This is a genomic window from Pseudomonas sp. 11/12A (assembly GCF_000800055.1).
GTDB lineage: Bacteria > Pseudomonadota > Gammaproteobacteria > Pseudomonadales > Pseudomonadaceae > Aquipseudomonas > Aquipseudomonas mohnii.
In genome coordinates, this window is sequence record NZ_JUGV01000001.1 from 2,203,302 (window position 1) to 2,228,920 (window position 25,619).

Sequence of the window (25,619 nt, forward strand, 5' to 3'; positions counted from 1 at the left end):
CGGAAGTCCGCCCTGATGAAGCGCGTCACAGACTTAGATCTTGCCGACCAGGTCCAGGGACGGCGCCAGAGTGGCCTCGCCTTCTTTCCACTTGGCAGGGCAAACCTCGCCTGGGTGAGCAGCGACGTACTGGGCAGCCTTGATTTTGCGCAGCAGTTCGGAAGCGTCGCGGCCTACACCGCCGTCGTTCAGTTCGACGATTTTGATCTGGCCTTCAGGGTTGATCACGAAGGTGCCACGGTCAGCCAGACCCACTTCCTCAATCAGCACGTCAAAGTTGCGGGAGATGGCGTGGGTCGGGTCGCCGATCATGGTGTACTGGATTTTGCCGATCGCTGGCGAAGTGTTGTGCCAGGCAGCGTGGGCGAAATGAGTGTCGGTGGAAACGCTGTAGATCTCGACGCCCAGCTTCTGGAAGGCATCGTAGTTGTCAGCCAGGTCTTCCAGCTCGGTTGGGCAAACGAAAGTGAAGTCAGCCGGGTAGAAGAAAACGACAGACCACTTGCCTTTCAGGTCAGCGTCCGAGACTTGTACGAAGTCGCCGTTTTTGTAGGCGGTCGCTTGGAACGGTTTAACTTGGCTGTTGATGATAGGCATCGTTGACTCTCCATCGGGGTTAAGAAGTTGATGGGGAGAACTTTACCCACTCGACGGACGGTTGGCTCATTGGCAAACCTCATGCCGCTGATTGGCTTTGGCTATTAGCCGACCTTATTAATAGAAGAAAAGCGTATTTACGGGCCCAACGACTTTTCCGCGAGGCGGGCCATGCCCAGGAACGGACTGGCTTCGATGTAGCGCATGGCGGACTTCATGTCCTTCCAACCCACATAGCTCATCAACGACTTCAAGTCCCAACCACTCTGATGCGCCCACGAGGCAAAGCCGCGGCGCAACGAGTGACTGGTGTAGTGCTCGGCCGCAATGCCCGCACGCCCCAATGCCTGGCGCAGCAGAGGAATGACACTGTTTGGGTGCAGGCCCTCCTCGCTCAAATGCCCCCAGCGATCGATGCCGCGAAACACCGGGCCACGGACCAATGCCGCTTCACCGATCCAGTCGATGTAGGCCTGCACCGGACATAAACGCTGCAGCGCGGGTGTCTGGTACGTCTTGCCAAGGTTCTCGCGGTCACTCTTGCTGCGCGGCAGGTACAGGCTGATGCCCGAACCGGCACTGGCCTGCACGTGCTCGACCTGCAGGCGACACAACTCATCGCTACGGAAGCCACGCCAGAAGCCGAGCAAAATCAACGCGGTGTCGCGCCGGGCGCGGAGCAACCCCGGACGATCACCCTCAGCCCTGGCCGCTATCGCTTCTTGCTCCAGCCAGCCGATGACTTGCTCAAGGTGCTGCAGTTGCAGGGGCTCGGCCTGTTTCTCCTGGGCCGGATGCAGCGCACGAATCCCCTTGAACACCTTGCGCACCACAGGCGCCTTTGTCGGGTCGGCGAACCCCTGACTGTTGTGCCACTGGGCCAGCGCCGACAACCGCAACTTGAGGGTATTGATCGACAACACGCCGGCATGCGCCACCAGATAGCGCGCCACGCTGTCGCCCGTTGCCGGCAGGAAGCCGCCCCAACTGACTTCGAAGTGCTCGATGGCGGCGCGATAGCTACGGCGAGTGTTGTCGCGCGTCGCCGCTTGCAGGTAACGATCCAGTTCACTCATGGGGCCAACTCTCGAATGCGTACTGCTTTTACGGGTGAAAAACCGGTTTTCCGATGATCACACGGGGTAATACCAGTATATCCCGTGTCATTTGTCGCCTGTATTTATCTTTTAATATTCGATGGTACAATGCGTAATACGGCATTACGTACCACACATCAAAATCGTAGGAGTAATCATGGCCCGTGGCGGCGTTAACAAAGCAGTGGTTCAAGCCGCGCGTCTGGCGATCCTCGCCCGTGGCGAAAACCCGAGCATCGATGCAGTACGGATCGAGATGGGCAATACGGGCTCCAAGACCACGATCCATCGCTATCTGAAAGAACTGGGGGAAGGCACTCAACCTGATGACACGGAAGCGCCGGAGCCTATCGACGATGAGTTGCTGGCCCTGGTGTCACGACTGGCGCAACGCCTGAAGGAACAGGCACAAGAACCCATCGACCAGGCCCGCGAGCAGTTCGAACAGCAACGCAAGGACCTGGAAACCCGGCTGCACGAGGCCGAGCAGGCCAATACGCAATTGCAGCAGCACTACGAACTCCAAAGCCTGGCACTGGCCCAGGAATCCGAGGCCCTGCACAGCACCCGCTCCATGCTGCAGACCGAACAAACCCGCAATGCCGGACTGAACCAGGCACTGGCGGATTTCGAATTGCGCTTGCAAGACAAGGACGAGCAGATCCGCTCGCTGGAAGAGAAACACCTGCATGCCCGCGACGCGCTGGAGCATTACCGCAACGCCGTTAAAGAGCAGCGCGAGCAGGAACACAGCCGCCATGAAAGTCAGGTGCAGCAGTTGCAGATGGAATTGCGCCAGGCTCAGCAGAGCGCCCTGGTGCGCCAGGATGAAATCACCCAGTTGCACCGCGACAACGAGCGCCTGCTGACCGAAAACCGGGGAACCCTGCGCGAGCTGAGTTCGCTGCAAGAGCAGCTCAAGCAGAGCAACAGTCGCCAGGATCAGTTACTGGAACAGGCCAATCGCGTTGACGGCGAACGCACCCTCCTCCAGGAACGCTTGCGCATCGCCCTGCTGGAAAGTCAGTCGCTGAAACAGAACGTCGATGAACAGCTGCAGATCAACAAGTCGCTGGAAATCGAATTGATCAAGGCACAGGCAGAACTGGAAGAAAGCGAGCGTCTGGCGGCTGCCGTTGCGACAGCGCCAGACACCGCCAAGGACGATTAGCCGGCAACCGGCGTGCGCATGGTGACGAACTCTTCGGCGGCCGTCGGGTGCACGCCGATGGTCTCGTCGAAGTGTTGCTTGGTGGCGCCAGCCTTCAAGGCAATCGCCAGGCCCTGGACGATCTCACCCGCCTCCGGACCGACCATGTGGCAGCCCAGCACCTTGTCGGTCTTGGCATCCACCACCAGTTTCATCAGCGTGCGCTCTTGGCATTCGGTCAGGGTCAGCTTCATCGGCCGGAAACGGCTTTCGAAGATCACCACATCGTGCCCCGCGTCGCGCGCTTCTTCTTCGGTCAAACCGACGGTGCCAATGTTCGGCAAGCTGAACACCGCCGTCGGGATCATTTTGTAATCCACCGGACGGTACTGCTCAGGCTTGAACAGGCGACGGGCCACCGCCATGCCCTCGGCCAGTGCCACGGGTGTCAGCTGGACGCGACCGATCACATCACCGAGCGCCAGAATCGACGGCTCAGCGGTCTGGTACTGCTCATCCACCTCCACGAAACCTTTCTTGTCGAGTGTCACCCCGGTGTTTTCCAGCCCCAGGTTATCCAGCATCGGACGCCGGCCGGTGGCGTAGAACACACAGTCAGCCTCCAGGTGCCGGCCGTCCTTGAGCGTCACCTTCAGGCTGCCGTCGGCCTGTTTTTCGATGCGCTCGATGTCGGCATTGAATTGCAGGTCCATGCCGCGCTTGGTCAGCTCCTCCTGCAAATGCTTGCGCACCGAACCGTCGAAACCGCGCAGGAACAGTTCGCCGCGATACAGCAACGTGGTTTTCGCACCCAGACCGTGGAAAATCCCCGCGAATTCGACGGCGATGTAGCCACCGCCGACCACCAGCACACGTTTGGGCAGCTCGTTGAGGAAAAACGCCTGGTTGGAGCTGATCGCGTGCTCATGCCCCGGAACCTCCGGAATCTGCGGCCAGCCGCCGGTGGCGATCAGGATGTGCTTGGCGCTGTGGCGCTCACCATTGATCTCGACCGTGTGCGGGTCGACGATCCTGGCGTGACCTTCGTGCAGGGTCACGCCACTGTTGACCAGCAGGTTGTGGTATATGCCGTTCAGGCGATTGATCTCGCGGTCCTTGTTGGCGATCAGCGTCGCCCAATCGAACTGCGCTTCATCCAGGCTCCAGCCAAAACCCGAAGCCTGTTCGAAGTCTTCGGCGAAGTGCGCGCCGTAGACCAGCAGTTTTTTCGGCACGCAGCCGACGTTGACACAAGTACCACCCAGGTAGCGACTCTCGGCCACGGCCACTTTCGCGCCGAAACCGGCTGCAAATCGGGCAGCCCGCACACCACCAGAACCGGCACCAATCACATAAAGGTCAAAATCGTAGGCCATTTTCTATCTCCTCGGCAGGCCATCAGCATACCTGCCGCCATGGGTTGGGCAAGCACTGCTCTCGATATAGGGCCAGAAAATGAAAAAGCCACCCGTAGGTGGCTTTTTCAGTACAAGCAGCTCAGGCGCTATCAGTAAGCCTTGCCAGTCTTGTAGAAGTTCTCGAAGCAGAAGTTGGTCGCGTCAATGTAGCCTTCAGCGCCACCGCAGTCGAAGCGCTTGCCCTTGAACTTGTAGGCAATCACGCAACCGTCCTGCGCCTGCTTCATCAGGGCGTCAGTGATCTGGATCTCGCCACCTTTGCCCGGATCGGTTTGTTCGATCAGGCTGAAGATGTCCGGCGTCATGATGTAACGACCGATGATCGCCAGGTTCGACGGGGCATCTTCCGGTTTTGGCTTCTCGACCATATTACGCACGCGGTACAGATCGTCACCAATCAGGTCGCCTGCAATCACGCCGTATTTGCTGGTTTCTTGCGGGTCGACTTCCATGATTGCGACGATGGTGCAGCGATACTGCTTGTACAGCTTGACCATCTGCTTGAGTACGCCGTCACCTTCCAGGTTGACGCACAGGTCATCCGCCAGCACCACGGCGAACGGTTCGTCGCCGATCAGCGGGCGACCGGTCAGGATTGCATGGCCCAGACCTTTCATTTCCGTCTGGCGCGTGTAGGAGAACGAGCACTCATCCAACAGGCGGCGGATACCGACCAGGTATTTTTCCTTGTCGGTGCCCTTGATCTGGTTTTCCAGCTCATAGCTGATGTCGAAGTGGTCTTCCAGGGCGCGCTTGCCACGACCGGTAACGATGGAAATCTCGGTCAAACCGGCATCCAGAGCTTCTTCGACGCCGTACTGGATCAGTGGCTTGTTTACCACCGGCAGCATTTCTTTGGGCATGGCTTTAGTCGCTGGCAGGAAGCGAGTACCGTAACCGGCTGCTGGGAACAAGCATTTCTTGATCATAAAAGTCCTTGAAAGGGCTGTGTGTACGAGTTTCGGCGCAGTCTAATCAGGCAGCGAGCACCTTACAATGCCCCGCACTGGCTAACCGATGCCATCATAGAGAAATATTTCAGCGGATAGTTCCGCTGGGAGCTCCGCAGATTGCTCAGCAACCTGTTATTGATAGCAGACACTGCCAGACTTGCACGGTTTGTCATCTGAACGGGCAATCGGCCCACCATACGCCCATCCGCACCCGATGCGTGCATTTGGCGTTATCATGGCGCGATTGAACCAGCCAACGAGGCAGATAGATGTCGGCAGCAAAGAGCGTCAACGGTTTCCTGATCAACAAAGAAATGGACGGACAATGGTGGGTCGGCAGTGTTGCCGGTGAGAATATTGCCGGGCCCTTTCCGACCGAAGCCATGGCGATCGAAGTGGCGTCGGTGCTGGAGCTGGAGCACCCGGATCCCAAGCGACGCGGCAAGGACAAGAACTGAGCGGCACCCAAGGCCCTGCCATTGCGCAGGGCTTTTTCATGAAAACCGGCAACAAGTGGCCTATCGCTATAACCTTTTGCTGCCGGCGCTGTCACAGCTTTTGCCCACCTCTTTGACGACGACAACGACATGACTAAATTTTTGCCACTGATCGCGGTATTGGCCCTGAGTGGCTGTGCGACATCCCAAACCACGTACTTGAATAACGGCGAACAGGGTCTGGCCATCGATTGTTCCGGGGAAGCCAACTCCTGGGCCACCTGCTACGAAAAGGCCGACGCCTCCTGCGCCGGCACCGGTTACCGGATTGTAGGCACCGATGGCACGCCTGCCACCAAGGAAAGCGACAAAACCCTGGGCGTCGACGTCGGCAACTACAAGAATCGCAGCGTGGTGGTGGTCTGCAAGTAAGGCGTGCGGCCTTTACATATGGATTTCGGCGAACTTGATACCCAGGCCCCGTACCGTTTCGATCAGGTCGTCGAGGCGACTGAAGGATTCCACTTCATCGTTGTCGTCCACCAGGAAAAAACTGCGCCCTCCGCTTTTCTTGAAAAAAACGATCCATTCGCCCGGGTCTGCCGGGTTCTGAATCACGTGGGTGCCAGAGACCTGCCCCTTTGAATGGCGCTCCCGTACTTGCTCTCGCTTCATGCTCGACTCCAGAAATGACAATGCCGCCAAAGTCTTGCTTTGACGGCATCGGTGCTGACCGTTGGTATTGTATCAGCCGGAAATGCACTCGGTGGCAGCGTCGCGCACATCCCGTGGGCGCAGGGGCACGTTGGAAATACGCTCATGCAGCTTGATACTGCTGCCGCCGGAGCGATGCTCGATATCGAACACGGCCGCCGGCCCGGACGAGAACTTCTGCGGCACGATGACTCGAACGTCCTCTTTATGCGTTTCTATCTGCAAGGCACCACGGCTGCTGGCGAGCTTTTCGCTCAGGCATTGCGCGTACTCATGGGGCTTCTTGCCTGAAATCACGTTCATGGTGGGCAGGGTCTCGCTGATCTCCGCGACACTTGCACACCCACTGATTGCCAGAAACAACGGCAGGACCCACGCACCCCACTTCATATAAAACCTCCAATAAAGACCCTCCGACAGCAAAGACGCTGTTTTTCTCCAAGGCACACTGCATTTAATGCCCAAGGATTGCCCGATATCGGTTTTTTATTGCCAAATCGGACCTCAACGACCCGATAATAACGCCTGCGGGCTGATAAACTGCGCCAATCGCCCATTGCTATCGTTTTGATTTTGTAGAAAAAGCCCTTCTGGAGGCGCCCATGAAATTTATACACCAGCGCGAGCACCTCAACGAAGACGACATCGTCGTCATCCAATGCTCCCAAATGTGCAACATCCGCTTGATGAACGACGCCAACTTCCGCAGCTTCAAGAATGGCGGCCGTCATACCTACCACGGTGGCGCGTTCGACACCTTTCCGGCCCGCATCACCGCGCCGAGCACCGGTTTCTGGAACATCACCATCGACACGGTCAACCGCCGGGCGATCAGCGTGACCCGTAAACCGACCCTGACTCATTCAATCAAAATCATCCGCCGCACCAGCTCGAAATTGAGCTGAGTGACGCCCCAGTCCGCACACAGACAGGTATGACCGTGGCCCAAACGACCAAATACGTCATCAAATACAAGCTTAACGGCGAACGTCGCTTCGAGTTCGCCCAGCTTGAAAACGGCACGGCAGAAGAAGCCAAAGCCGCGCTGGAAGCCATTCACGGCCAGAGCGAAGACGTCATCAGCGAGATCAGCGTCAGCAAAGCGCTGTAACACCCTGTGGAGCGGCAACATGGATGTCTGCTCCCGGCGTTGATCATTCGCGTCATGGCATCCCTCGCCTGCACAGCGAAAGAAAACGGCATACCCCAGGCATTATTTCCACAATGCATCATGGATCACCATGAAACCGACCACCCCTGATCTGTTCGCCGACGCGGAACCCGTGCAGCAGTCCCGGCGCGAGCAGATCGGCGAACAGTCATACGTATTGAGAGGCTTTGCCCTGCCCTGGCTGGAACGTTTGCTGCCGGCACTCGAGGCTGTGCTGGCTGCGGCACCGTTTCGGCAGATGATCACGCCGGGCGGGTTTACCATGTCGGTCGCCCTGAGCAGTTGTGGCGCCTTGGGCTGGACCACTGACCGCAGCGGTTATCGCTATACGCGCCACGATCCGCAGACAGGCCAGCCGTGGCCAGACATGCCGGAGATTTTCTTGCAGTTGGCCCAGGCCGCCGCGCAAGAGGCTGGTTTCAGCGAGTTTCTCCCCGACTCCTGCCTGATCAACCGATACCTCCCGGGGGCGAAAATGTCTTTGCATCAGGACAAAAACGAATGCACCTACGCCGCGCCAATCGTCTCGGTATCGCTCGGCTTGCCGGCAATGTTCCTGTTCGGTGGTTTTGAACGCGGCGATAAAAGCCAGCGTGTCCCGCTGCTGCACGGCGACATCGTGGTCTGGGGCGGCGTCGATCGCTTGCGCTATCACGGTGTCCTGCCCATCAAGGAAGGCCAGCATTCACTGCTGGGTGAACAGCGGATCAACTTCACCTTCCGCACGGCGGGATGAACCTGTCGAATTTGACCGCAAGCACCGGAGTGTGACGGCACGCCGACGTGGTTAATCTGCCGTAAACAGGCCAACGGACTTCCCGCCATGACAAGCCATACGACAAAAAACACCGCTGAACTCGACCCCCGCTGGGCCGCCGTCGTCGCTCGCGACCCGCACGCCGATGGGCAATTTGTCTATGCCGTGAAAACCACCGGCATCTACTGCAATCCCAGTAGCCTGGCGCGCTTGCCGAAACCGCAGAATGTCGAGTTCTTCGACACGGCCGAACAGGCACAAGCAGCAGGTTATCGTCCGAGCAAACGCGTGGCGAAGGATCAAAGCGCCGTGGCCGCGCAGCATGCCGCCACCGTGGCCGCCGCTTGCCGGCAGATCGAAAGCGCGGAAACGCTTCCGGCCTTGAACGAACTGGCCGAAACAGCGGGACTGAGCAGTTTTCACTTTCATCGTGTGTTCAAGGCTGTCACCGGCCTGACGCCCAGGGGTTACGCCGCTGCCCATCGTTCTCGCAGGGTTCGGGAGTGTTTGACGGATGGCGGTTCGGTAACCGACGCGCTGTACGACGCCGGCTTCAACTCCAACAGCCGTTTTTATGAAACGGCGGATCAACTTCTGGGCATGAAACCTGCGGATTATCGCGCGGCCGGCCAGAACAACGACATTTGGTTTGCCGTTGGCCAATGTTCCCTGGGCGCGATTCTGGTGGCGCAGAGTGAACGCGGGGTTTGCGCCATTCTGCTGGGGGACGATCCGCAGCAGCTGGTGCGCGATCTGCAGGACAAGTTCCGGCGGGCCAATCTGATCGGTGCCGATCAAGACTTCGAGCAATTGATCGCCAGGGTTGTGGGTTTCATCGAGGCCCCGGCACTGGGCCTGGACTTGCCTCTGGACGTGCGTGGCACGGCGTTTCAGGAGCGGGTCTGGCAAGCCCTGCGGGACATTCCCGTCGGCAGCACGGCCAGCTACGCCGATATCGCCCGGCAAATCGGCGCGCCAAAAGCCGTTCGCGCGGTGGCTCAAGCCTGTGGCGCGAACAGCCTGGCGGTAGCGATTCCCTGCCACCGCGTGGTGCGCAGCGATGGCAATCTGTCGGGGTATCGCTGGGGCGTGGAACGCAAACGGCAGTTGCTGGAACGGGAAGCGCAGTAACGGCAAACACGGCGGTAGATCCTGCAGGGCAACGCGTTCCCATACGAGATCTACCACAGGCTGGATGGCTGGTTTGTCAGCGATTGACGTCGACGACAACCCTGCCCCGCAGTTGGCCGGCGAGCAAGCGTGGCGCCGCTTCAATCGCTTCGCTCAACCCGATTTCGTGGCTGATCAGTGGCAACAGGTCAAAATCCAGATCCCGGGCCAGACGATTCCACGCCTCGACCCGCTTGGCTTTGGGTTGCGTCACGCTGTTGATGCCCGCCAGGGTCACGCCACGCAAGATGAACGGCGCGACAGAGGCCGGGAAGTCCATGCCCTGGGCCAGACCGCAGGCAGCGACCGTACCGTTGGCCTTGGTGCTCGCGCAGGCATTGGCCAGGGTGTGACTGCCGACCGAATCGATGACCGCAGCCCAGCGCTCCTTCGCCAGGGGCTTGCCCGGCTCGGACAGCGTGGCGCGGTCGATGATTTCGCTGGCCCCCAGTTGCTTGAGGTAGTCGTGTTCCGAAGTACGGCCGGTGGACGCCACCACGCGATAACCCAGTTTGCTCAATAGCGCGATAGCGAAACTGCCTACGCCGCCATTAGCGCCCGTCACCAGGATTTCGCCTTGCTCGGGCGTCACGCCGTTATGCTCCAGCGCGAGGATGCACAGCATGGCCGTGTAGCCCGCCGTGCCGATGGCCATCGCCTGGGCGGCGGTAAACGCCTTGGGCAGCGGAATCAGCCAGTCGCCATTCAGGCGTGCCTTCTGCGCCAGGCCGCCCCAATGCCCCTCACCAACCCCCCAGCCATTGAGCAGGACGTTGTCACCCACCTTGTAGTCCGGATGCCCGCTGACTTCGACAGTGCCCGCCAGATCGATCCCTGGCACCATCGGGAATTTTCGCACCACCGGGCTACTACCGGTGATCGCCAGGCCGTCCTTGAAATTCAGCGTGCTGTAGGCGACACGTACAGTCACATCGCCCTCGGGCAATTGGTCGTCATGGATCTGCTGCAGTGTGGCCCGGTAACCGCTGTCGTCTTTCTCGATCAAAATACCTTGGAACATGACTGTCTCCTGGTGTGATTATTTGTTGTGGCTTGAATTAAATACCACATCGCAAAAAAATGCCGCATTCGACTTTAAGCCAATCGATAAAACCTCGGGGCCTTTCCATGACCTGCGGCGATGCTTTTTCCGCTGGTCAGGTCGGCTGGCCCCGCCCGCCGCGAACCGCTGCCGGGCCCATCGCTCATTTGGCGCCGCTGGCGGGCTGCTTCACCGCTGATTCAGCGTCAAACAAGACTGGCCTCGGGACAGTCATTGCTGCTACAAAACCGCTTGAACCGCCCTGCCCGGTTTCAACGTCGGAGACCTCAAAAATGAGCCCATGGCCAGACACCCGTATTCTTGATCTGTTCGGGATCGAGCTGCCCGTTATTCAAGCCCCCATGGCCGGTGCCACCCAGTCATCCATGGTGATTGCGGCAAGCAATGCCGGCGGCCTGGGCTCGATGCCCGCCGCCATGCTGAGCATCGAGCAATTGCGCGCCGAGTTGACGACCATTCGTCAACACAGCTCACGCCCGTTCAACGTCAACTTCTTCTGTCACCAGCCGCCGGCTGCCGATGAGCAACGCGCGCGTGACTGGAAAAACCTGCTGGAACCCTATTACCGGGAGTTGGGCGTCGACTTTGATGCGCCGACGCCGGTGTCCAACCGCGCGCCCTTCGATGTCGCGGCCTGTGAGGTGATCGAAGCGTTTCGCCCCGAAGTGGTCAGTTTTCACTTTGGCCTGCCGGAAAAATCCTTGCTGGATCGGGTAAAAGCCACCGGGGCAAAGGTGGTGTCTTCGGCCACCACCGTCGAAGAGGCCATCTGGCTTGAACAACATGGCTGCGACGCGATCATCGCCATGGGTTACGAGGCAGGAGGACATCGCGGAATGTTTCTCAGTGATGACCTGAGCAGCCAGGTCGGGATCTTTGCCCTGGTGCCGCAAGTCGTCGATGCGGTGCAAGTACCCGTGATTGCCGCTGGCGGCATTGCCGACGCGCGAGGTGTCGCGGCAGCCTTCATGTTGGGCGCTTCGGCGGTGCAAGTGGGTACAGCCTATCTGTTTACGTCGGAAGCCAAGGTCAGTGCGTCTCATCACCAGGCGTTGCGTACGGCCCGGGAGAGCGAGACCGCCGTCACCAACATTTTCACCGGACGCCCGGCGCGCGGCATCCTCAATCGGGTCATGCGTGAACTGGGGCCGATGAGCGACAAGGCACCGGCCTTTCCCCTCGCTGGCGGCGCGTTGATGCCTTTGCGGGCGAAGGGCGAAGCGGATTTCAGCAATCTCTGGGCCGGACAGGCATTCCCTTTGGGTGTGGAAATGACCACGGCAGCGTTGACCCGGCGACTTGCCGAAGAAGGGTTGGCGAAATTGCTTGGGCGCTGACGATTCCTCAAGCCAACACAAACCTGTGGTGAAGGGGGCTTGCCACAGTCCAATGCCCCCAAGTTCCGTTTGCAGGCATTTCGCTATATATTCTGATATATAGCGTTACCCCTCTATGTAATGCCTGCCACGGAGCCGTTTCATGTCCCTTAGCGCCTCACGTTTCGCCCCTGCTTGCCTGACCAGCCTTCTCGCGGTGTTCGCCTTTGGCACCGCCCAGGCGGGCGAAGTCCAGGTGGCGGTCGCTGCCAACTTCACCGCGCCGATCCAGGCCATCGCGGCGGGCTTCGAAAAAGACACCGGTCACACGCTGGTGACCGCCTTCGGCGCGACGGGTCAGTTCTACACCCAGATCAAGAATGGCGCGCCGTTCGAAGTGTTCCTCTCGGCGGACGACACCACCCCGAAAAAACTCGAAGACGAAGGCGACACGGTCAAGGGCTCGCGCTTTACCTACGCCGTCGGCACCCTGGCTTTGTGGTCGGCCAAGGAAGGCTACGTCGATGCCCTGGGCAAGGTCCTGAGCGACAATCAGTACCAGCATCTGTCCATTGCCAATCCAAAAGCCGCACCCTACGGCCTGGCGGCCACCCAGGTACTGGCCAGGGAAGGTCTGACCGACAAGGTCAAGGACAAGATCGTTGAAGGCCAAAACATCACCCAGGCCTATCAGTTTGTCTCCACGGGCAATGCCGAGTTGGGTTTTGTCGCGCTGTCGCAGATTTACAAGGACGGTAAAATCACCAGTGGTTCGGCCTGGATCGTTCCGGCCAACCTGCATGACCCGATCAAACAAGACGCGGTGATCCTCAATAAAGGCAAGGACAATCCGGCTGCCAAGGCACTGGTTGACTACCTTAAAGGGCCGAAAGCCGCCGCCATCATCAAGTCCTACGGTTACCAACTCTAAATGACGCTATCGAGTGCCGATTTTTCCGCCATCTGGCTGACCCTGAAACTGGCGTCCCTGACGACCGTCATCCTGCTGGTGATCGGCACTCCGATAGCGTTGTGGCTCTCGCGCACCCAATCCTGGCTGCGCGGCCCGGTCGGGGCGATCGTCGCCCTGCCCCTGGTGCTGCCGCCCACGGTGATCGGTTTTTATCTGTTGCTGGCGCTGGGCCCGAACGGCTTTGTCGGCCACTTCACCCAATCGCTGGGGCTGGGCACCCTGACCTTCAGTTTCGCAGGGTTGGTCATCGGCTCGGTGCTGTACTCGATGCCGTTTGTGGTCCAGCCCCTGCAAAACGCTTTTTCCGCCATCGGCACCCGCCCGCTGGAGGTGGCCGCGACCCTGCGCGCCAATCCCTGGGACAGTTTTTTCAGCGTAACCCTGCCGCTGGCCCGCCCCGGCTTCATCACCGCCGCCATCCTCGGCTTCGCCCACACGGTCGGCGAATTCGGCGTGGTGCTGATGATCGGCGGCAACATTCCCGATAAAACCCGAGTGGTCTCGGTGCAGATCTACGACCACGTCGAAGCCATGGAATACGCCCAGGCCCATTGGCTGGCCGGGGCCATGCTGGTGTTCTCCTTTGCGGTGTTGCTGGCGCTGTACTCCAGCCGTAAAACCAAAGCCGGCTGGAGCTGAGCCATGATTCAAACGCGCCTGAAATTGAGTTACCCGGGGTTCCACCTCGATGTCGACCTGCAACTGCCCGGCCGTGGTGTCACGGCACTGTACGGCCATTCCGGCTCCGGCAAGACCACCTGCCTGCGCTGCATCGCCGGTCTCGAAAAGGCCGATCAAGGCTTTATCCAGGTCAACGATGAAGTCTGGCAGGACAGCGAAAGGAAGATTTTCGTGGCGCCGCACAAGCGGGCCCTGGGTTACGTGTTTCAGGAGGCCAGTCTGTTTACGCATTTGTCGGTGCTGGCCAACCTGGAGTTCGGGCTCAAACGTATCCCGAAACCGCAGCGTCGGGTCGACATGGCCCACGCAACCGAACTGTTAGGCATCGGCCACCTGCTGGATCGCCATCCACAACACCTGTCGGGCGGCGAGCGCCAGCGAGTCGGCATCGCTCGCGCGCTGCTCACCAGCCCGAAACTGTTATTGATGGACGAACCGCTGGCGGCGCTGGACGCCCAGCGCAAAAGCGAAATCCTCCCGTACCTGCAACGACTGCACGACGAACTGGACATCCCGGTGTTGTATGTCAGCCACTCCCAGGATGAAGTGGCGCGCCTGGCCGACCACCTCGTCCTGCTGAGCAACGGCAAGGCGCTGGCCAGCGGTCCGATCGGCCAAACCCTGGCGCGCCTGGACTTGCCTCTGGCGCTGGGCGACGACGCCGGCGTGGTGATTGAGGGGCGCGTCTGTGCCTATGACAGCCACTATCAATTGCTCACCCTGCAACTGCCCGACACGGCCTTGAACATTCGCGTGGCGCACACGCCAATGGCCACGGGCCAGGCGTTGCGCTGCAAGGTTCAGGCGCGGGATGTCAGCCTGAGCCTGCACAGCGCCGAGCACAGCAGCATCCTCAATCTTCTGCCGGTCACTGTGGTCAGCGAGATGGGCGCCGACAATGCCGCCCATGTACTGATCCGTCTCGACGCGGCGGGAACCCCTTTGTTGGCGCGTATCACCCGCTTCTCCCGCGACCAGTTGAACATCCGTCCCGGCCAGGAACTCTGGGCGCAGATCAAAGCCGTGGCGGTGCTCGCGTAAAGGCATTGGCACGACTGAGGCGACGCGGGGTCAATGCCTTTAACGGCCCCCTGACTCCTCGCCAAGGACAATCGCCATGCCCGATGCGCTGCCGTCCGACCTGCACTACGTGGATGACACCCAACCCGGAATCCGTCGCAAGAAACAGCGCGGCAAGTTCTGCTATTTCGATCCGGCGGGGCAACGCATCACCGACCCGGACGAGATCCGGCGCATCAACGCACTCGCGGTGCCGCCGGCCTACACCGACGTGTGGATCTGCGCCGACCCGCGCGGGCACCTGCAAGCCACCGGCCGTGATGCCCGGGGGCGCAAGCAGTACCGGTATCACCCACGCTGGCGTGAAGTTCGCGATCTGGACAAGTATTCGCGCCTGCGGGATTTCGGCCTGGCCTTGCCGAAACTGCGCAAACAGCTGGAAGCCTTGTTGGCCGCGCCGGGCTTCAGCCGCGACAAGGTCATGGCCACGGTCATCACCTTGCTCGATGCCACGCTGATCCGCGTCGGCAACACTCAATATGCCCGGGACAACCGCTCCTACGGCCTGACCACGCTGCGCAACCGGCATGTCGAGATCAACGGCAGTGCGATCCTGTTCCAGTTTCGTGGCAAGAGTGGCGTCGAACATCAGATCACCGTCAAAGACCGGCGACTGGCACGCATCATCAAGCGCTGCCAGGAGATCCCCGGACAAAACCTGTTTCAGTACCTCGATGAAAACGGCGAGCGACACAGCATTACCTCGTCCGACGTCAACGCCTACCTGCAAACCCTGACCGGTGCCGACTTCACCGCCAAGGACTACCGCACCTGGGCCGGCAGCGCCCTCGCCCTTGCGGTGCTGCGAGAGTTGCAATGGCAACCGGAATCGGAGGCGAAACGGCATGTGGTGGAGATGGTGAAAAACGTCGCCCGACAGCTGGGCAATACACCGGCGGTGTGCCGCAAGTGCTACATCCATCCGGCGGTGCTCGAAGGCTTTGTGCTGGGTACATTGGCGCAGTTGCCCAGGCCGCGGATGCGTAAAGGCCTGCGTGCCGAGGAAGTCGGACTGGCCATGTTGCTGGAGAAACTGGTGGCTGAGCCGACGAATTGACTGTCTATTTTTTGCACGATTGCAAATGACTTCTATAGTTGATGTGTAAACGAATCAGCTGCGGTGACGCCATGGAAGACATTTTCGTCGTGAAGCGATGCAACAAGATCATCATTCATGGCCGCCGGGCCGGAGAAACCGCTCACCCGCCTCCTGACGCCGCCGTCTGGTATCGCATCGCCGATACCCGAACCCACGGCTTCATCGGTGACGGTTACGATCTCGAGGAAGACGCCCGGCACGTTTGCCGGCAGCTCAATGCCAGGTCACACGTCATGGCCCGTCAAGGCTGATGAGCTCTAGCGTGCCCTATACGGGTCTATACTCAAAGGAGCTGAAGGATCAGCGCCCCACCGGTAGAAAGCTCGCCTCCAGCGGGCTTTTTACTGCCAACTGCCAGGTTTCTTAAGCGGAGGTGTTTCCCATGTCCGAAAAAGAGTCCATCACCACCCTGCTCACCCTGCTCGACTCGCGCCAGGTTCGTTTGGCTGCGGCGTGCAAGGAAATCGCCGACTGGGTCGATCATCAAGGCGGACATCCGACAGCCCTCAGAATTCGTGATCGCCTGAACGACATCGAAAAGGATACGCCGCTGATTCGCAACACCCTGTCTTCGCTCAAACCTGTCGAGCGTCCCCTGCCACGGTTCAGATGATTCGATCCGCACATTCGATGCCAAGGCGCGACCCGGTGCAGCAGGCATGATCGGCGACGTTATCGTCACCGGTTGCGAGCCTGCCTGATTGCCTTCCATCCCCCCTGCCCAGCCTTGCGCCGGGATTTTTTGTGTCCGGGTCACGACCGAACGTCCTCGACCGTGAGTGGTCAAACGCTTACACGTCACCAAGGAGACGTTCTGATGGTCACTCACTTCAAAGTCAGCGGGCATTTGGCCTGCGGTCACAAAGGCACCAATCTCACCTCGACCCGCGAACTCAACCGGGTGAAATGCAGAAGCTGCCGCAACACCGAAGTTTTCAAGGAAGCACGCCGGAACGAACGTAATGCGGCACGTCGCGCCGCCCGCAAAGCCAAAGTCGTGCATATCGTCAATGACTGGCGCCAGGCGTGGACCGAACGGTTGTCGGCCATGGCGGGACGGCAAAGATTGCCACGGGGCTTTGGTAGTCAGGCTTACGTCTAGACAAAAAATTCGGGCCGATCACATCGGCCCGAATTTCATGGGTCACAATCCGGCGGACTCGCGAGGCTGATGTCCGACACGCTGCAGTGGCGATAGTCAGTTTCCTCGACTAGGGTCTCAAACGTATCGAACTGCGGTGCCTTTATTGGCAGGAGCCTGATCAAGGAGGAAGCGATGTCACCCACGCGTAGTGCCGAACACACCTATCGTCAGTGGTCCAGCCCCATCCTGCTGGAACTCAAAGCGCGAGAGCACCAGTTGAACCCGTCGGACCGCGAAGCGCTGCACAATATTCTGCTGGAAAGAAGGCTGATAAACACGGGCAATCCAGCAGGCCCGGATCGGCGCAAGGCAGCGCCGCCCGATGATGTGAACCGTTGAAGACTGTTGATCGTGCAGAGCCCGACCCCGACGTCGGGCTTTTTCATTCCCCCCCCCTTCAAGGTGCGCCGCATGCCCCATGCGCGGGGATGCTTATCCAAGATGGGGTTTGAGCATTTCCCACGCCTCGTCGGTAAAGCGGTACGTTCTATCCGGCTGAGAAACGATGACGCCCACCCCGGCAAGGCGCTTGAGTACTTCGCGCACACTGACAATCGTCAGCTCCGAGGAGGAGGCTTGTATGTCAGCATGCACACCCCGCACGCCTGGCAAGCGTCCCTCCCGAGTAGCCTGGACCAGTGCATTGATCACCTTCAAACGAAAGAGACTGGTACGCAGTCCGTAAACTCGCAACATCTCACGGATATGGCGATTCGCACTGGAATCAAATACCAGAGCAAGTTGATGGGTCGTGGCCTGAAACGGACGACACCGGTCAATTGAGGTGGATCCATGGTTGTCCAGCATGCGAATACTCCTGTTCACAAATGAAACAGGGCAAGCAGCAGCCTCACGGCTGTGCCTGCCCTTGTGCGTCAAAAGTCGACCGTCGCGGACAGTTGCAAGGTCCGCGGATAACCTGGCGAAAACGCGCCATACGAAGCAACGCCCGACCAGTACTCACGATCGAACACGTTCTGCACCGTGGCGCGGAAAGTCGTCGGCCGGCCTTCGATTTTCGTCGTATAACGGGCGCCGGCATCGAAACGGGTCCAGGCGTCGAGCTCCTGGGTATTGGCCTGGTTGACGTACTGACTGTCGGTATAAATCGCACCGCCGGTGAGGGTGAACCCTTCAAGCCATGGCGTATCCCATTCGGCCCACAGATTGGCCTGCACGTCTGGCACGCCGACCGGTTTGTTGCCACGGTTGGCGGCTGTCGCCGAATCGGTCAATTCGCCGTCGAGCAACGTCACGCCACCCATCAGGCGAGTACCCGGTGCCACCTCGCCGAACATGCTCAACTCGATCCCGCGGTTGCGTTGTTCGGCCTGCACCGAAAACACGTTACCGGCGCCGATTTCTCCGCTCGGTTTCTCGATCTGGAACAACGCCAGGGTCGTCATGAAGGTGCCGTGTTCGTATTTCACACCGAGTTCATGCTGCTTCGATTCGTAAGGCGCGAATGTCTCGCCGGCATTGGCCGCCGTCCCCGGTGCAATATCCCCTTTGCTCAAGCCTTCTACATAGTTGTAGTAGAGGGAAACGTCTTCCCAAGGCTTGACCACTACGCCGACCAGAGGCGTGGTGGCGCTTTCGTTGTATTTCGAACTGACCGAACCCGCTGCGTTGTAGTTGCGAGATTCGATGTCCTGCCGACGCAAGCCAAGGGTCAACTGGAAACGATCATCGAGCATGGACAGTGTGTCGGTCAGCGCAACGCCTGACAGTTCCGATTCGGAGATGCGCAGCACCTTCGGTGAGTTGATGTATTGCTTGGGCACCTCGATCGGGTGATAGATGTTCGAACGGATCTCGGTGCCGTTGGTGATCCCCCGGGACAGCTCATCCTGATATTGGGTCGCCATCAGCGTGGTCGTGTGGGTGATCGGCCCGGTGGCGAACACACCGCGGATACCCGCGTCCGCCGTTGAACGATCAACGTTGAACTTGTAGTAGCCCGGAATATTGCTGGTATCGCCAGCGTCGTTGAGAATTCTCGGCACCTGGTCGGACAGGCGCTTGACATCGGATTTGCCGCCACCGGCGTGGGCAAACACAGTGACCGTGTCGGTCAGGTCATATTCGCCACCAAGCAAGGCCGACTGCTCTTTGGTGTCCGACCAGCCCCAGTCCTGCGGCAGGTTGGTGCGGCCATTCGGCGCGGACGGGACATCGATGCCCGGCGCCACGGTGAATGGCCGCGACGCTGCCTCGAAACTCTCTTTCTGGCTGATGTAATCGAGGTTCAGGCGCAAGCGCTCGCCACGGTAATCAAGCGCGATGGCGCCGATACCGAGGTCGCGGTGCTGATCGTCAATGGCCGTGTCGCCGCCCTGCAGGTTGCCGTTGAAGCGCACGCCAAATTGATTGTCCGTGCCGAAGCGACGGCTGAGATCCAGATGACCACCCACCTGGGAATCCGAAGCGTAAGTGGTGGTGACCCGCGTCAAGTCTTCATCCAGCGGACGCTTGGGCACGATGTTGATCACGCCGCCGACGCCGCTGTTGGGCGAGATGCCGTACATCAACGCCCCTGGCCCCTTGAGCACTTCGACCCGTTCGGCGTAGTCGGTAAACACGCGATAGTTCGGCGCTACGCCATACACCCCGTCGAACGCCAGCTCGCCGAGATTGCCTTCGCCGATCGGGAAGCCGCGAATGAAAAACGAATCGACGATACCGCCGGTTTGACCGGTGGAGCGCACCGAAGGATCACGCTCCAGCGCATCGGCGACGGTCACGGTTTGCAGGTCGGCGAGGGTCTTGGCGGTGTAACTGGTGACACTGAACGGCGTGTCCATCACATCCTTGTTGCCCATCATGCCCAGGCGAGCTCCCCGTGCAACCTGGCCACCGGCGAAGGTTTCCGGCAACGAAGTCGGGCCGCTGTAGGAAGCGTTGATGTGAGTGGTGTCGAGCGTCAGCGCGTCCGGGCTGTCATCGGCCGGCGTGGCGGGTGCGACGTTAGAACGCGGGTCGGCGGCAACGTCTTGTTGCTCGGGGCTGGCGGCCCAGGCGCTGGCGCTTCCTGCGACCAAAAGAAAATTCAGCATGGCGGTACGCATGGCAAGCGTTAGCACGCGCTCACCGCTGGGACGACTGACAACAGGCATGACGTGGAGATCCTTTCAACAAGTGGAAATGGTAATCACTCCTATTGCCAGTCGATTGACGAAAAAGTATCACCCCCGGAAAAGTTTTTTTGGATGGGCCCGGCGAGGGTCAGGCGTACAGCCGCTCCAGCGGTATCGCCACCATGGGTAACGCGGGGTCGAACGCATGCCGGGTGGTCTTGTAGGGAAAGAGTTCACCGCGGGCGATGGTGGTGAATATCTGCGCCACTTCGAACGCCTGCCCTGTCTGCCAATGCCGCACACAGACCCGCGGATCGGTGTAATCGAGCTGGATACAGGGCACCCGCTTCAAGCCCAGTTGCAACGCGGCGTTGAAGCGGTGATTACCGTCCATCACGATGCCTCGCGAGCGCTCGACGATGATCGGTTCCAGCCAATGTCCCGCACGAACGATCGATTCACGCAACATCGTCACATTGGCCGGATCGACCTGTTCCGACTGCAGCACCCGGCACAGTGGCCGCAACGCAATCTGATAACCCTGTTCCATGATGATCTCCTGATTGGCCGAGGGTTCAGCAGGCATCGACACGGGCAATGGGCGTGTGCTGGCGGGCGACATCGAGCAGGCGCTGCGCGTGCTCGATCAGCGGCAAATCGACCATCTCACCGTCCACTTGCACCGCGTGACTGCCCGTGGCCACCGCGCTCATCACCCGATCGGCCCAGGCCAGCTGGCGCGAGTCCGGCAGGAAGGCGCGTTGCACCGTGTCCAGTTGCGCGGGGTGGATGCACAGCTTGGCGCCGAAACCCAGCGAACGCGCGTAATGCGAGTCCCCGGCGACCACCGCCAAATCGCTGATCGCCGGCGTGACACCATCGATCGGCGACGGCAAATCGGCGGTGCGCGAAGCCAGCACAATGCGGTTGCGGGCGAACAGAAACGCCTCGGGTATCTGGCTGCAGTTGATATCGAGGGAAAAATCCAGTGAACCGAACGCCAGGCGTGCCAGGCCGGGGATCGCCGCAATTGATTCGACCTGCTGTAGCCCTTTGGCGGTCTCGATGATTGCGACGATCTTCAGCGTCGGCTGCCACTGCCGCAGACGTTCGACCACTCGGCTCAAGACCTCGGGGCACTCGGCCTTGGGCAGGAAAATCCCGTTGCAGCGCTGCGGGAAGCGCATGTCGTTGAGCCAGGTCAGGTCCTGGCGAAACAACGTGCTGCTGACGCTGTTGAGGCGAATGTAGCGCTCGCAGGCAACGCTCGGCGTTATTTCCTGCCAGGCCCAGATGGCGGCGCGGGCGGCCGGTTTGCTGTCCGGGTGCACGGCGTCCTCAAGATCGAGAATGATCGCATCGGGCCGCGCTTCGACCGCTTTGGAAAAGCGCTCGGGACGATTACCCGGCACGAACAGGTAGCTGATCGCGAGTGGGGCCTTGCTGTTGAGTCGATCGAATTGCATGGCGTTGCTCCTTGGCGTGAACCAGTCGTGGTTTCTGAACATTTTCCGGCCCCGTAGCGGCAGATCCGGGTGCTCGCCCGGGGCCTCTTGCAACAACCCTTAACGCCTTGGGGATCAAGGCATTAAAGGACTTTTTTATTTCGGGGCGACCGCTTCCTTGAGCGTGTAAATACACGTTCATTGAGTGGCCTTGCGGCGGTCGTTATTCAAAAATATTTGAAAACCATACTTGATAATAGTTCTCGTTCGCAATATTGTTCGCTCCGCCAAGAGGAACTACCCTCGCTTCAAAGCACGTTTTCAGCACCTCGGGAAGTACAGGCCAGTGATGTCATTTGAATCTCAGTTGCAGGCCAGTTACAGGGCATTGCCCATAAGCGGGTGGCCAATAGGATCGTCCGTACAGAACTTATGGAATGAGGTTCCAATGCGATTTTTTTGTGATCCATTTATTACGATCGGCGTTAACCATCCAACTTCAGATATCGCCTGGCATCCGCCTCCGAATGTCTAAACCATGCTTTTAATTAGCAAAAGATTCCGATAGCAAACAGTTATCAACCTATCAGTGGCGACGTTGTTTTCGACGCCAGGGGTTAACGATGCCTATAGCAAATTCACTGCCTGCCGAACAACTAACTAAAGTTCATCAGCCAGACATGTTAAAACCGCTGATCGACCCAGTCATTTCCACGCTGATCAACAAGTTCCCGGGTACGCTGGATGACTTGGTCAAACAACATGGTTCACCCTTGAATCTGGTTTGGCCCCATGCCTTTGAATTAAATACACAAGCTCTTCTGGCCGTGTTGAAACGCTACAACGTGCCTTACGCCATCTTCTATGGCGCCAAGGCCAACAAGTCCCAGAGCATGCTCGGCGCAGCGGCGAATTCGGGGATCGGCGTCGATGTGTCGAGCATCCACGAACTGCAAGCGGCGCTCCGGGCCGGTACACCCGCCGCCAAAATCTGCGCCACGGGACCCGCCAAAACTGCCGTATTTCATCAGGCACTGGTCAGCGCAGGTTCACTGATTTGCGTCGATTCGCTGGAAGAGTTCGATCATCTGCAAAGCACTGTCGAAGCACGGCGCCCCCTCACAAAAGCCAGGGTTTTACTGCGTTACAGGCCCAAAAGCAGCCCGCAGAGCCGCTTCGGCATGAACGCGCAAGACTTGCTCGACAGTCTTCAACGGCTGACCAGAAGCACTGATGTTTTTCACTTCGAGGGTTTCCATTTTCATCTGGGCGGCTATGGATTCGAATCCCGCGCACAAGCGTTACGTGAGGTCACCGGGTTCGTCGAGGCGGCTCGGGAAATGGGCTTGAGTCCACAGATGATCGACATCGGTGGCGGTTTGCCGATTCGTTATGTCGAGCCGCAGACCTATGCCCGTTTCTTACAGCACGACAATCAACCGAGCCATTATCACAACCAAAAAGTTCCCGACGCTTATTATCCCTACGGCGCAGAACTGACGGCGCCACAATGGTTGACATTATTGCTGGAGGCCGAGCATTCACCCGGACTGTCCATATCCAATTATTTAAAACTGCAGAATATAACCCTGGCGCTGGAACCCGGACGGAGTCTCGTCGATCAAGCGGCGATTTCATTGTTTCGCGTCACCCGCACCAAGCAACTCGCCGACAAAAAAACCGTCATCTTCGTTGAAGGCAGTAGTTTCAGCGCGTGCGAAACCTGGTTTGCCTCTGAATACCTGGTTGATCCGATCCTGATCAGTTCACACGCCCCACCCCACACCCCGACGCAAGCTTATATCGCCGGCCATAGTTGCCTGGACGATGACGTTATCAGTCACCGCCTGATCAACTTCTCGACTGCACCACAGCCAGGCGACTTATTGATTTACGTCAATACCGCTGGTTATCAGATGGACTTGCTGGAAAACGAGTTTCATCGCCATCCCCTGCCCCGGCGGTTGACGGCGACCTGTTGTACGGAAGGTAACTATGCGTTTTCACCTGACTACTAAAGGGAATAGTTGAAATGATATTGAATAAGACTTCGGATCTTATAGGTAACACGCCGATGTTGGGCATCGAAGTTCCGGATACCCATGCGCGTTTGTTGTTGAAGATTGAAAAGAACAACCCCGGCGGCAGCATCAAAGATCGCATGGCACGCAATATGGTGTTGGCGGCGCTCAAGTCCGGTCGACTGAAACCCGGCGGCGTGGTCGTCGAATCGTCCTCCGGCAACACCGGGATTGGTCTGGCCATGGCAGCGGTCGAGTTTGGTTTGCACTTCATCGCCGTGGTCGATCACCACGCCGCACAAGACAAGATCGCCGTGATGAAGGCGCTCGGTGCGGACATTCGTTTCGTCAAAGGCACCTATCGCGAAGATGAAGTCGCGGTGGTCGAGCGGCAACGACTCGCCGCCGAACTGGCCAGCGACATTCCCGGTGCCGTGTTCATGAATCAGTCCGACAATGCGGCCAATGCGGGTGGCTACAGTGATTTCGTTCGCGAAACCATCGCCCAGGTTGAAGGCGTGATTGGCGCCTATGTCGGCTGCGTCGGCACCGGCGGCTCGATGACCGGCATCGCTCGCGGCCTGAAACTGCATAACCCGGACACCATCACCGTGGCGGTGGAACCGGCCGGCTCCATCGTGTTCGGCCATCCCGGTTATCCCTACTACCAGTCAGGCACCGGCACGCCGGCCGGCGACACCGTCGGCCTGGTGCTCGACTACAGCTGCATCGACCTGGGTGTGCAAGTCACCGATTCCCAGGCCTTCGAAACCGCCCGCTATATCGCGCGCAACCTCGCCCTGTTAGTGGGGGGCTCAACCGGCGGTGCGATCTTCAAGGCGCTGGAACTGATCCACAAAGGCGTGCTGACCGGCAACGTAGTGGTGCCAATCGCCGACGGCGGCGAGAAATACCTGCACACGGTGTTCGACGAGAAATGGCTGCAAGAACGCGATCTGATCGATCCAGGCATTGCGCCGCAACTGGATGCCTGGCTGGGCAAGACCCAATGGCTGGAATCCTTCTCCGCACCGCTGCAATTGAGCGTCGCATGACTCACCCACCACACAGGAGCACCGCTCGATGAATGTGTTGAAAGTCGCCATCTGTGGTGGCGGCAGGACCGGCCATCTCAACGCCATCCTGTTCAAACAACTGCCCAATGTTCAGGTTTCGATGCTCACCGGCAATCAGGAGATCATCGAACGGCACGCCCGCCAGACGCCGATGCGGGCGCTGTTGCCCGACGGTTCGACACTGGAGGCCCGACTGGATCGCGTGACCACCGATGCCAGGACAGCCGTCGAGGATGCCGACATCGTCATCATCACCGTGCCTGCCCATGCCCGACCGCAAACCTTGCAAGCCATCGCGCCGCATCTGAGTGCAAGCAAACCGGTATACATCGGTGCAATTCCCGGTTTCTGCGGTTTCGACTGGCTGGCCGAAGCCACCCTGCCCGACCGTCCGAACCTGGTGATCTGGGGCATGAAGGATGTCCCGCATACCGCGTTCGAACTGGCGCCGGGACGCTCGATCAAAATGGGCGGCGGCAAAAGCCAGCTGTATGTGGCGACCCATGCCAGGGAGTCGCAGGCATCACGCCGACAGCTGCAGGAAATGCTGACCCGGCTGTACGGCCCCTGTGTGACGATGCTGGAAAACTACCTGGAGATCACCCTGACCCCGGGCAACCCGATCATGCACAGCTCGGTGATCTACGGACTGATCGGCCCCTACGGCCAGTGGCACCGCAAGATTTTCCCGCAACCCATGTGCTGGTGGACCGAGTGCCCGGAACTGGGCGCCTACTTCCTCGAACGCATGGATCAGGAAAGCCAGGCGTTGTGCGCGGTCATCAGTCAGCGTCTGGGCATCGACCTGTCCTCGGTCAAATCCCTGAAACAGGAAATCGTCGACGCCTACGGCGAGCAAATCCGCGACCAGAGCAGCATGCTGGCGATTCTGCGCACCAATCAGGCCTACAACGACATCCTCGCGCCGATGGTGCCAGCCGCCGACAACCGCGCCGGCTACGTGATCGAACGCGAGAGCCGGGCCTTCAACGAAGACATCGCCTACGGCCTGGTGCTGTTGGTGGAAATGGCCAGGCGCTTCGACCTCAAGGTGCCTTACATCGAAGAAGTCTTGCAGTGGAGCGTTGGCTACATGCAGGGCCTGCGCGACTCGGCACTCGACTACTTCCCCAGCCATTGGCCACGCCCGGCAACCGCCGCCGCCTGACCCATTCATTCA

30 protein-coding genes are annotated in these 25,619 nt (G+C 59.4%); 19 read left to right on the forward strand and 11 right to left on the reverse strand.

Going from position 1 to position 25,619, the window contains the following annotated elements; genetic code table 11:
* Window positions 1-33: 33 nt before the first annotated feature.
* On the reverse strand, window positions 34-597 hold the full coding sequence (gene ahpC, locus GQ39_RS10130; RefSeq protein WP_047529425.1) for an alkyl hydroperoxide reductase subunit C: 564 nt from the start codon (window positions 595-597) through the stop codon (window positions 34-36).
* A gap of 137 nt (window positions 598-734) precedes the next feature.
* A complete protein-coding gene (locus GQ39_RS10135) occupies window positions 735-1,673 on the reverse strand; it encodes a site-specific integrase (protein ID WP_047529427.1) in 939 nt (312 codons plus the stop codon).
* Window positions 1,674-1,851: 178 nt separating this feature from the next.
* Here GQ39_RS10135 and GQ39_RS10140 point away from each other — a divergent pair, with 178 nt between their 5' ends.
* Window positions 1,852-2,865: a DNA-binding protein gene (locus GQ39_RS10140; protein ID WP_047529428.1), complete on the forward strand. Its 1,014-nt coding sequence runs from the start codon at window positions 1,852-1,854 to the stop codon at window positions 2,863-2,865.
* Here GQ39_RS10140 and gorA read toward each other — a convergent pair.
* Together gorA and galU are read right to left on the reverse strand one after the other, a co-directional pair.
* A complete protein-coding gene (gorA, locus tag GQ39_RS10145; RefSeq protein ID WP_047529430.1) occupies window positions 2,862-4,220 on the reverse strand; it encodes a glutathione-disulfide reductase in 1,359 nt (452 codons plus the stop codon). The genes GQ39_RS10140 and gorA overlap by 4 nt on opposite strands.
* Before the next feature lie 131 nt (window positions 4,221-4,351).
* On the reverse strand, window positions 4,352-5,191 hold the full coding sequence (gene galU, locus GQ39_RS10150; RefSeq protein WP_047529432.1) for a UTP--glucose-1-phosphate uridylyltransferase GalU: 840 nt from the start codon (window positions 5,189-5,191) through the stop codon (window positions 4,352-4,354).
* 293 nt (window positions 5,192-5,484) lie between these two features.
* Between galU and GQ39_RS10155 the strand changes: the two genes are divergently transcribed.
* Together GQ39_RS10155 and GQ39_RS10160 are read left to right on the forward strand one after the other, a co-directional pair.
* Window positions 5,485-5,673, forward strand: coding sequence for a hypothetical protein (locus GQ39_RS10155; RefSeq protein WP_047529434.1), 189 nt, complete (start codon window positions 5,485-5,487; stop codon window positions 5,671-5,673).
* A 129-nt stretch (window positions 5,674-5,802) separates the two neighbouring features.
* Window positions 5,803-6,084: a hypothetical protein gene (locus tag GQ39_RS10160; protein ID WP_047529436.1), complete on the forward strand. Its 282-nt coding sequence runs from the start codon at window positions 5,803-5,805 to the stop codon at window positions 6,082-6,084.
* A gap of 12 nt (window positions 6,085-6,096) precedes the next feature.
* Here GQ39_RS10160 and GQ39_RS10165 read toward each other — a convergent pair whose 3' ends face one another.
* Together GQ39_RS10165 and GQ39_RS10170 are read right to left on the reverse strand one after the other, a co-directional pair.
* The gene (locus GQ39_RS10165; protein WP_047529438.1) at window positions 6,097-6,327 is read right to left on the reverse strand and encodes a hypothetical protein; all 231 of its coding nucleotides are present in this window, start codon (window positions 6,325-6,327) and stop codon (window positions 6,097-6,099) included.
* Between the two features lie 72 nt (window positions 6,328-6,399).
* Entirely contained in the window at window positions 6,400-6,756 is a 357-nt protein-coding gene (locus tag GQ39_RS10170) for a hypothetical protein (RefSeq protein ID WP_047529440.1), read from the reverse strand.
* 212 nt (window positions 6,757-6,968) lie between these two features.
* Between GQ39_RS10170 and GQ39_RS10175 the strand changes: the two genes are divergently transcribed.
* The 4 genes from GQ39_RS10175 to ada all read left to right on the forward strand — a co-directional run bounded on the left by GQ39_RS10175 (window position 6,969) and on the right by ada (window position 9,425).
* Entirely contained in the window at window positions 6,969-7,271 is a 303-nt protein-coding gene (locus GQ39_RS10175; protein WP_047529442.1) for a DUF1883 domain-containing protein, read from the forward strand.
* 35 nt (window positions 7,272-7,306) lie between these two features.
* On the forward strand, window positions 7,307-7,477 hold the full coding sequence (locus GQ39_RS33000) for a hypothetical protein (protein ID WP_090469670.1): 171 nt from the start codon (window positions 7,307-7,309) through the stop codon (window positions 7,475-7,477).
* Between the two features lie 130 nt (window positions 7,478-7,607).
* Window positions 7,608-8,273 carry a DNA oxidative demethylase AlkB gene (gene alkB, locus GQ39_RS10180; RefSeq protein WP_047529445.1) on the forward strand — a complete coding sequence of 222 codons (666 nt, stop codon included), beginning with the start codon at window positions 7,608-7,610 and terminating at the stop codon, window positions 8,271-8,273.
* Between the two features lie 87 nt (window positions 8,274-8,360).
* Complete coding sequence (gene ada, locus GQ39_RS10185) at window positions 8,361-9,425, forward strand: bifunctional DNA-binding transcriptional regulator/O6-methylguanine-DNA methyltransferase Ada (protein ID WP_047529447.1); 1,065 nt, start codon at window positions 8,361-8,363, stop codon at window positions 9,423-9,425.
* A 76-nt stretch (window positions 9,426-9,501) separates the two neighbouring features.
* Here ada and acuI read toward each other — a convergent pair whose 3' ends face one another.
* Entirely contained in the window at window positions 9,502-10,485 is a 984-nt protein-coding gene (acuI, locus tag GQ39_RS10190) for an acrylyl-CoA reductase (NADPH) (protein WP_047529449.1), read from the reverse strand.
* 314 nt (window positions 10,486-10,799) lie between these two features.
* Between acuI and GQ39_RS10195 the strand changes: the two genes are divergently transcribed.
* The 9 genes from GQ39_RS10195 to GQ39_RS10235 all read left to right on the forward strand — a co-directional run bounded on the left by GQ39_RS10195 (window position 10,800) and on the right by GQ39_RS10235 (window position 17,159).
* On the forward strand, window positions 10,800-11,864 hold the full coding sequence (locus GQ39_RS10195) for an NAD(P)H-dependent flavin oxidoreductase (RefSeq protein WP_047529451.1): 1,065 nt from the start codon (window positions 10,800-10,802) through the stop codon (window positions 11,862-11,864).
* A 142-nt stretch (window positions 11,865-12,006) separates the two neighbouring features.
* Window positions 12,007-12,774 (forward strand): molybdate ABC transporter substrate-binding protein, encoded by a 768-nt coding sequence (modA, locus tag GQ39_RS10200; protein ID WP_047529453.1) that lies wholly within the window; start codon window positions 12,007-12,009, stop codon window positions 12,772-12,774.
* Window positions 12,775-13,455: a molybdate ABC transporter permease subunit gene (modB, locus tag GQ39_RS10205; RefSeq protein ID WP_047529455.1), complete on the forward strand. Its 681-nt coding sequence runs from the start codon at window positions 12,775-12,777 to the stop codon at window positions 13,453-13,455.
* A gap of 3 nt (window positions 13,456-13,458) precedes the next feature.
* The gene (gene modC / locus GQ39_RS10210; protein ID WP_047529457.1) at window positions 13,459-14,538 is read left to right on the forward strand and encodes a molybdenum ABC transporter ATP-binding protein; all 1,080 of its coding nucleotides are present in this window, start codon (window positions 13,459-13,461) and stop codon (window positions 14,536-14,538) included.
* Window positions 14,539-14,614: 76 nt separating this feature from the next.
* Window positions 14,615-15,634, forward strand: coding sequence for a DNA topoisomerase IB (locus tag GQ39_RS10215; RefSeq protein ID WP_047529459.1), 1,020 nt, complete (start codon window positions 14,615-14,617; stop codon window positions 15,632-15,634).
* Between the two features lie 71 nt (window positions 15,635-15,705).
* Entirely contained in the window at window positions 15,706-15,927 is a 222-nt protein-coding gene (locus GQ39_RS10220; protein ID WP_047538699.1) for a hypothetical protein, read from the forward strand.
* A 131-nt stretch (window positions 15,928-16,058) separates the two neighbouring features.
* On the forward strand, window positions 16,059-16,289 hold the full coding sequence (locus GQ39_RS10225; protein ID WP_047529461.1) for a hypothetical protein: 231 nt from the start codon (window positions 16,059-16,061) through the stop codon (window positions 16,287-16,289).
* A gap of 204 nt (window positions 16,290-16,493) precedes the next feature.
* On the forward strand, window positions 16,494-16,778 hold the full coding sequence (locus GQ39_RS10230; RefSeq protein WP_047529463.1) for a hypothetical protein: 285 nt from the start codon (window positions 16,494-16,496) through the stop codon (window positions 16,776-16,778).
* A gap of 174 nt (window positions 16,779-16,952) precedes the next feature.
* Window positions 16,953-17,159 carry a hypothetical protein gene (locus GQ39_RS10235; protein ID WP_047529465.1) on the forward strand — a complete coding sequence of 69 codons (207 nt, stop codon included), beginning with the start codon at window positions 16,953-16,955 and terminating at the stop codon, window positions 17,157-17,159.
* Between the two features lie 93 nt (window positions 17,160-17,252).
* On the opposite strand, the gene GQ39_RS10240 is transcribed toward GQ39_RS10235, so the two are convergent.
* The 4 genes from GQ39_RS10240 to GQ39_RS10255 form a co-directional block, all read right to left on the reverse strand.
* Window positions 17,253-17,627, reverse strand: a complete 375-nt coding sequence (locus GQ39_RS10240; RefSeq protein WP_047529467.1) for a fe2+ zn2+ uptake regulation protein — start codon at window positions 17,625-17,627, stop codon at window positions 17,253-17,255.
* A 68-nt stretch (window positions 17,628-17,695) separates the two neighbouring features.
* Window positions 17,696-19,936 (reverse strand): TonB-dependent receptor, encoded by a 2,241-nt coding sequence (locus tag GQ39_RS10245; protein ID WP_047529468.1) that lies wholly within the window; start codon window positions 19,934-19,936, stop codon window positions 17,696-17,698.
* Window positions 19,937-20,045: 109 nt separating this feature from the next.
* Window positions 20,046-20,447 (reverse strand): ParB N-terminal domain-containing protein, encoded by a 402-nt coding sequence (locus GQ39_RS10250; protein ID WP_047529471.1) that lies wholly within the window; start codon window positions 20,445-20,447, stop codon window positions 20,046-20,048.
* A gap of 25 nt (window positions 20,448-20,472) precedes the next feature.
* Complete coding sequence (locus GQ39_RS10255) at window positions 20,473-21,363, reverse strand: HpcH/HpaI aldolase/citrate lyase family protein (RefSeq protein WP_047529473.1); 891 nt, start codon at window positions 21,361-21,363, stop codon at window positions 20,473-20,475.
* 602 nt (window positions 21,364-21,965) lie between these two features.
* Here GQ39_RS10255 and GQ39_RS10260 point away from each other — a divergent pair.
* Genes GQ39_RS10260 through GQ39_RS10270 form a run of 3 tightly spaced genes read left to right on the forward strand, consistent with a single transcriptional unit; the run spans window position 21,966 to window position 25,607 of the window.
* Window positions 21,966-23,360 carry a Y4yA family PLP-dependent enzyme gene (locus GQ39_RS10260; RefSeq protein ID WP_047529475.1) on the forward strand — a complete coding sequence of 465 codons (1,395 nt, stop codon included), beginning with the start codon at window positions 21,966-21,968 and terminating at the stop codon, window positions 23,358-23,360.
* Window positions 23,361-23,374: 14 nt separating this feature from the next.
* Window positions 23,375-24,418 (forward strand): PLP-dependent cysteine synthase family protein, encoded by a 1,044-nt coding sequence (locus GQ39_RS10265; RefSeq protein WP_047529477.1) that lies wholly within the window; start codon window positions 23,375-23,377, stop codon window positions 24,416-24,418.
* A gap of 28 nt (window positions 24,419-24,446) precedes the next feature.
* Complete coding sequence (locus tag GQ39_RS10270; protein WP_047529478.1) at window positions 24,447-25,607, forward strand: NAD/NADP-dependent octopine/nopaline dehydrogenase family protein; 1,161 nt, start codon at window positions 24,447-24,449, stop codon at window positions 25,605-25,607.
* The last annotated feature ends 12 nt before the right edge of the window (window positions 25,608-25,619 follow it).

Coding starts and splice junctions, on each gene's coding strand:
- ahpC (WP_047529425.1), bottom strand. CDS start 597: ATGCCTATCATCAACAGCCAAGTTAAACCGTTCCAAGCGACCGCCTAC.
- GQ39_RS10135 (WP_047529427.1), bottom strand. CDS start 1,673: ATGAGTGAACTGGATCGTTACCTGCAAGCGGCGACGCGCGACAACACT.
- GQ39_RS10140 (WP_047529428.1), top strand. CDS start 1,852: ATGGCCCGTGGCGGCGTTAACAAAGCAGTGGTTCAAGCCGCGCGTCTG.
- gorA (WP_047529430.1), bottom strand. CDS start 4,220: ATGGCCTACGATTTTGACCTTTATGTGATTGGTGCCGGTTCTGGTGGT.
- galU (WP_047529432.1), bottom strand. CDS start 5,191: ATGATCAAGAAATGCTTGTTCCCAGCAGCCGGTTACGGTACTCGCTTC.
- GQ39_RS10155 (WP_047529434.1), top strand. CDS start 5,485: ATGTCGGCAGCAAAGAGCGTCAACGGTTTCCTGATCAACAAAGAAATG.
- GQ39_RS10160 (WP_047529436.1), top strand. CDS start 5,803: ATGACTAAATTTTTGCCACTGATCGCGGTATTGGCCCTGAGTGGCTGT.
- GQ39_RS10165 (WP_047529438.1), bottom strand. CDS start 6,327: ATGAAGCGAGAGCAAGTACGGGAGCGCCATTCAAAGGGGCAGGTCTCT.
- GQ39_RS10170 (WP_047529440.1), bottom strand. CDS start 6,756: ATGAAGTGGGGTGCGTGGGTCCTGCCGTTGTTTCTGGCAATCAGTGGG.
- GQ39_RS10175 (WP_047529442.1), top strand. CDS start 6,969: ATGAAATTTATACACCAGCGCGAGCACCTCAACGAAGACGACATCGTC.
- alkB (WP_047529445.1), top strand. CDS start 7,608: ATGAAACCGACCACCCCTGATCTGTTCGCCGACGCGGAACCCGTGCAG.
- ada (WP_047529447.1), top strand. CDS start 8,361: ATGACAAGCCATACGACAAAAAACACCGCTGAACTCGACCCCCGCTGG.
- acuI (WP_047529449.1), bottom strand. CDS start 10,485: ATGTTCCAAGGTATTTTGATCGAGAAAGACGACAGCGGTTACCGGGCC.
- GQ39_RS10195 (WP_047529451.1), top strand. CDS start 10,800: ATGAGCCCATGGCCAGACACCCGTATTCTTGATCTGTTCGGGATCGAG.
- modA (WP_047529453.1), top strand. CDS start 12,007: ATGTCCCTTAGCGCCTCACGTTTCGCCCCTGCTTGCCTGACCAGCCTT.
- modB (WP_047529455.1), top strand. CDS start 12,775: ATGACGCTATCGAGTGCCGATTTTTCCGCCATCTGGCTGACCCTGAAA.
- modC (WP_047529457.1), top strand. CDS start 13,459: ATGATTCAAACGCGCCTGAAATTGAGTTACCCGGGGTTCCACCTCGAT.
- GQ39_RS10215 (WP_047529459.1), top strand. CDS start 14,615: ATGCCCGATGCGCTGCCGTCCGACCTGCACTACGTGGATGACACCCAA.
- GQ39_RS10220 (WP_047538699.1), top strand. CDS start 15,706: ATGGAAGACATTTTCGTCGTGAAGCGATGCAACAAGATCATCATTCAT.
- GQ39_RS10225 (WP_047529461.1), top strand. CDS start 16,059: ATGTCCGAAAAAGAGTCCATCACCACCCTGCTCACCCTGCTCGACTCG.
- GQ39_RS10230 (WP_047529463.1), top strand. CDS start 16,494: ATGGTCACTCACTTCAAAGTCAGCGGGCATTTGGCCTGCGGTCACAAA.
- GQ39_RS10235 (WP_047529465.1), top strand. CDS start 16,953: ATGTCACCCACGCGTAGTGCCGAACACACCTATCGTCAGTGGTCCAGC.
- GQ39_RS10240 (WP_047529467.1), bottom strand. CDS start 17,627: ATGCTGGACAACCATGGATCCACCTCAATTGACCGGTGTCGTCCGTTT.
- GQ39_RS10245 (WP_047529468.1), bottom strand. CDS start 19,936: ATGCCTGTTGTCAGTCGTCCCAGCGGTGAGCGCGTGCTAACGCTTGCC.
- GQ39_RS10250 (WP_047529471.1), bottom strand. CDS start 20,447: ATGGAACAGGGTTATCAGATTGCGTTGCGGCCACTGTGCCGGGTGCTG.
- GQ39_RS10255 (WP_047529473.1), bottom strand. CDS start 21,363: ATGCAATTCGATCGACTCAACAGCAAGGCCCCACTCGCGATCAGCTAC.
- GQ39_RS10260 (WP_047529475.1), top strand. CDS start 21,966: ATGCCTATAGCAAATTCACTGCCTGCCGAACAACTAACTAAAGTTCAT.
- GQ39_RS10265 (WP_047529477.1), top strand. CDS start 23,375: ATGATATTGAATAAGACTTCGGATCTTATAGGTAACACGCCGATGTTG.
- GQ39_RS10270 (WP_047529478.1), top strand. CDS start 24,447: ATGAATGTGTTGAAAGTCGCCATCTGTGGTGGCGGCAGGACCGGCCAT.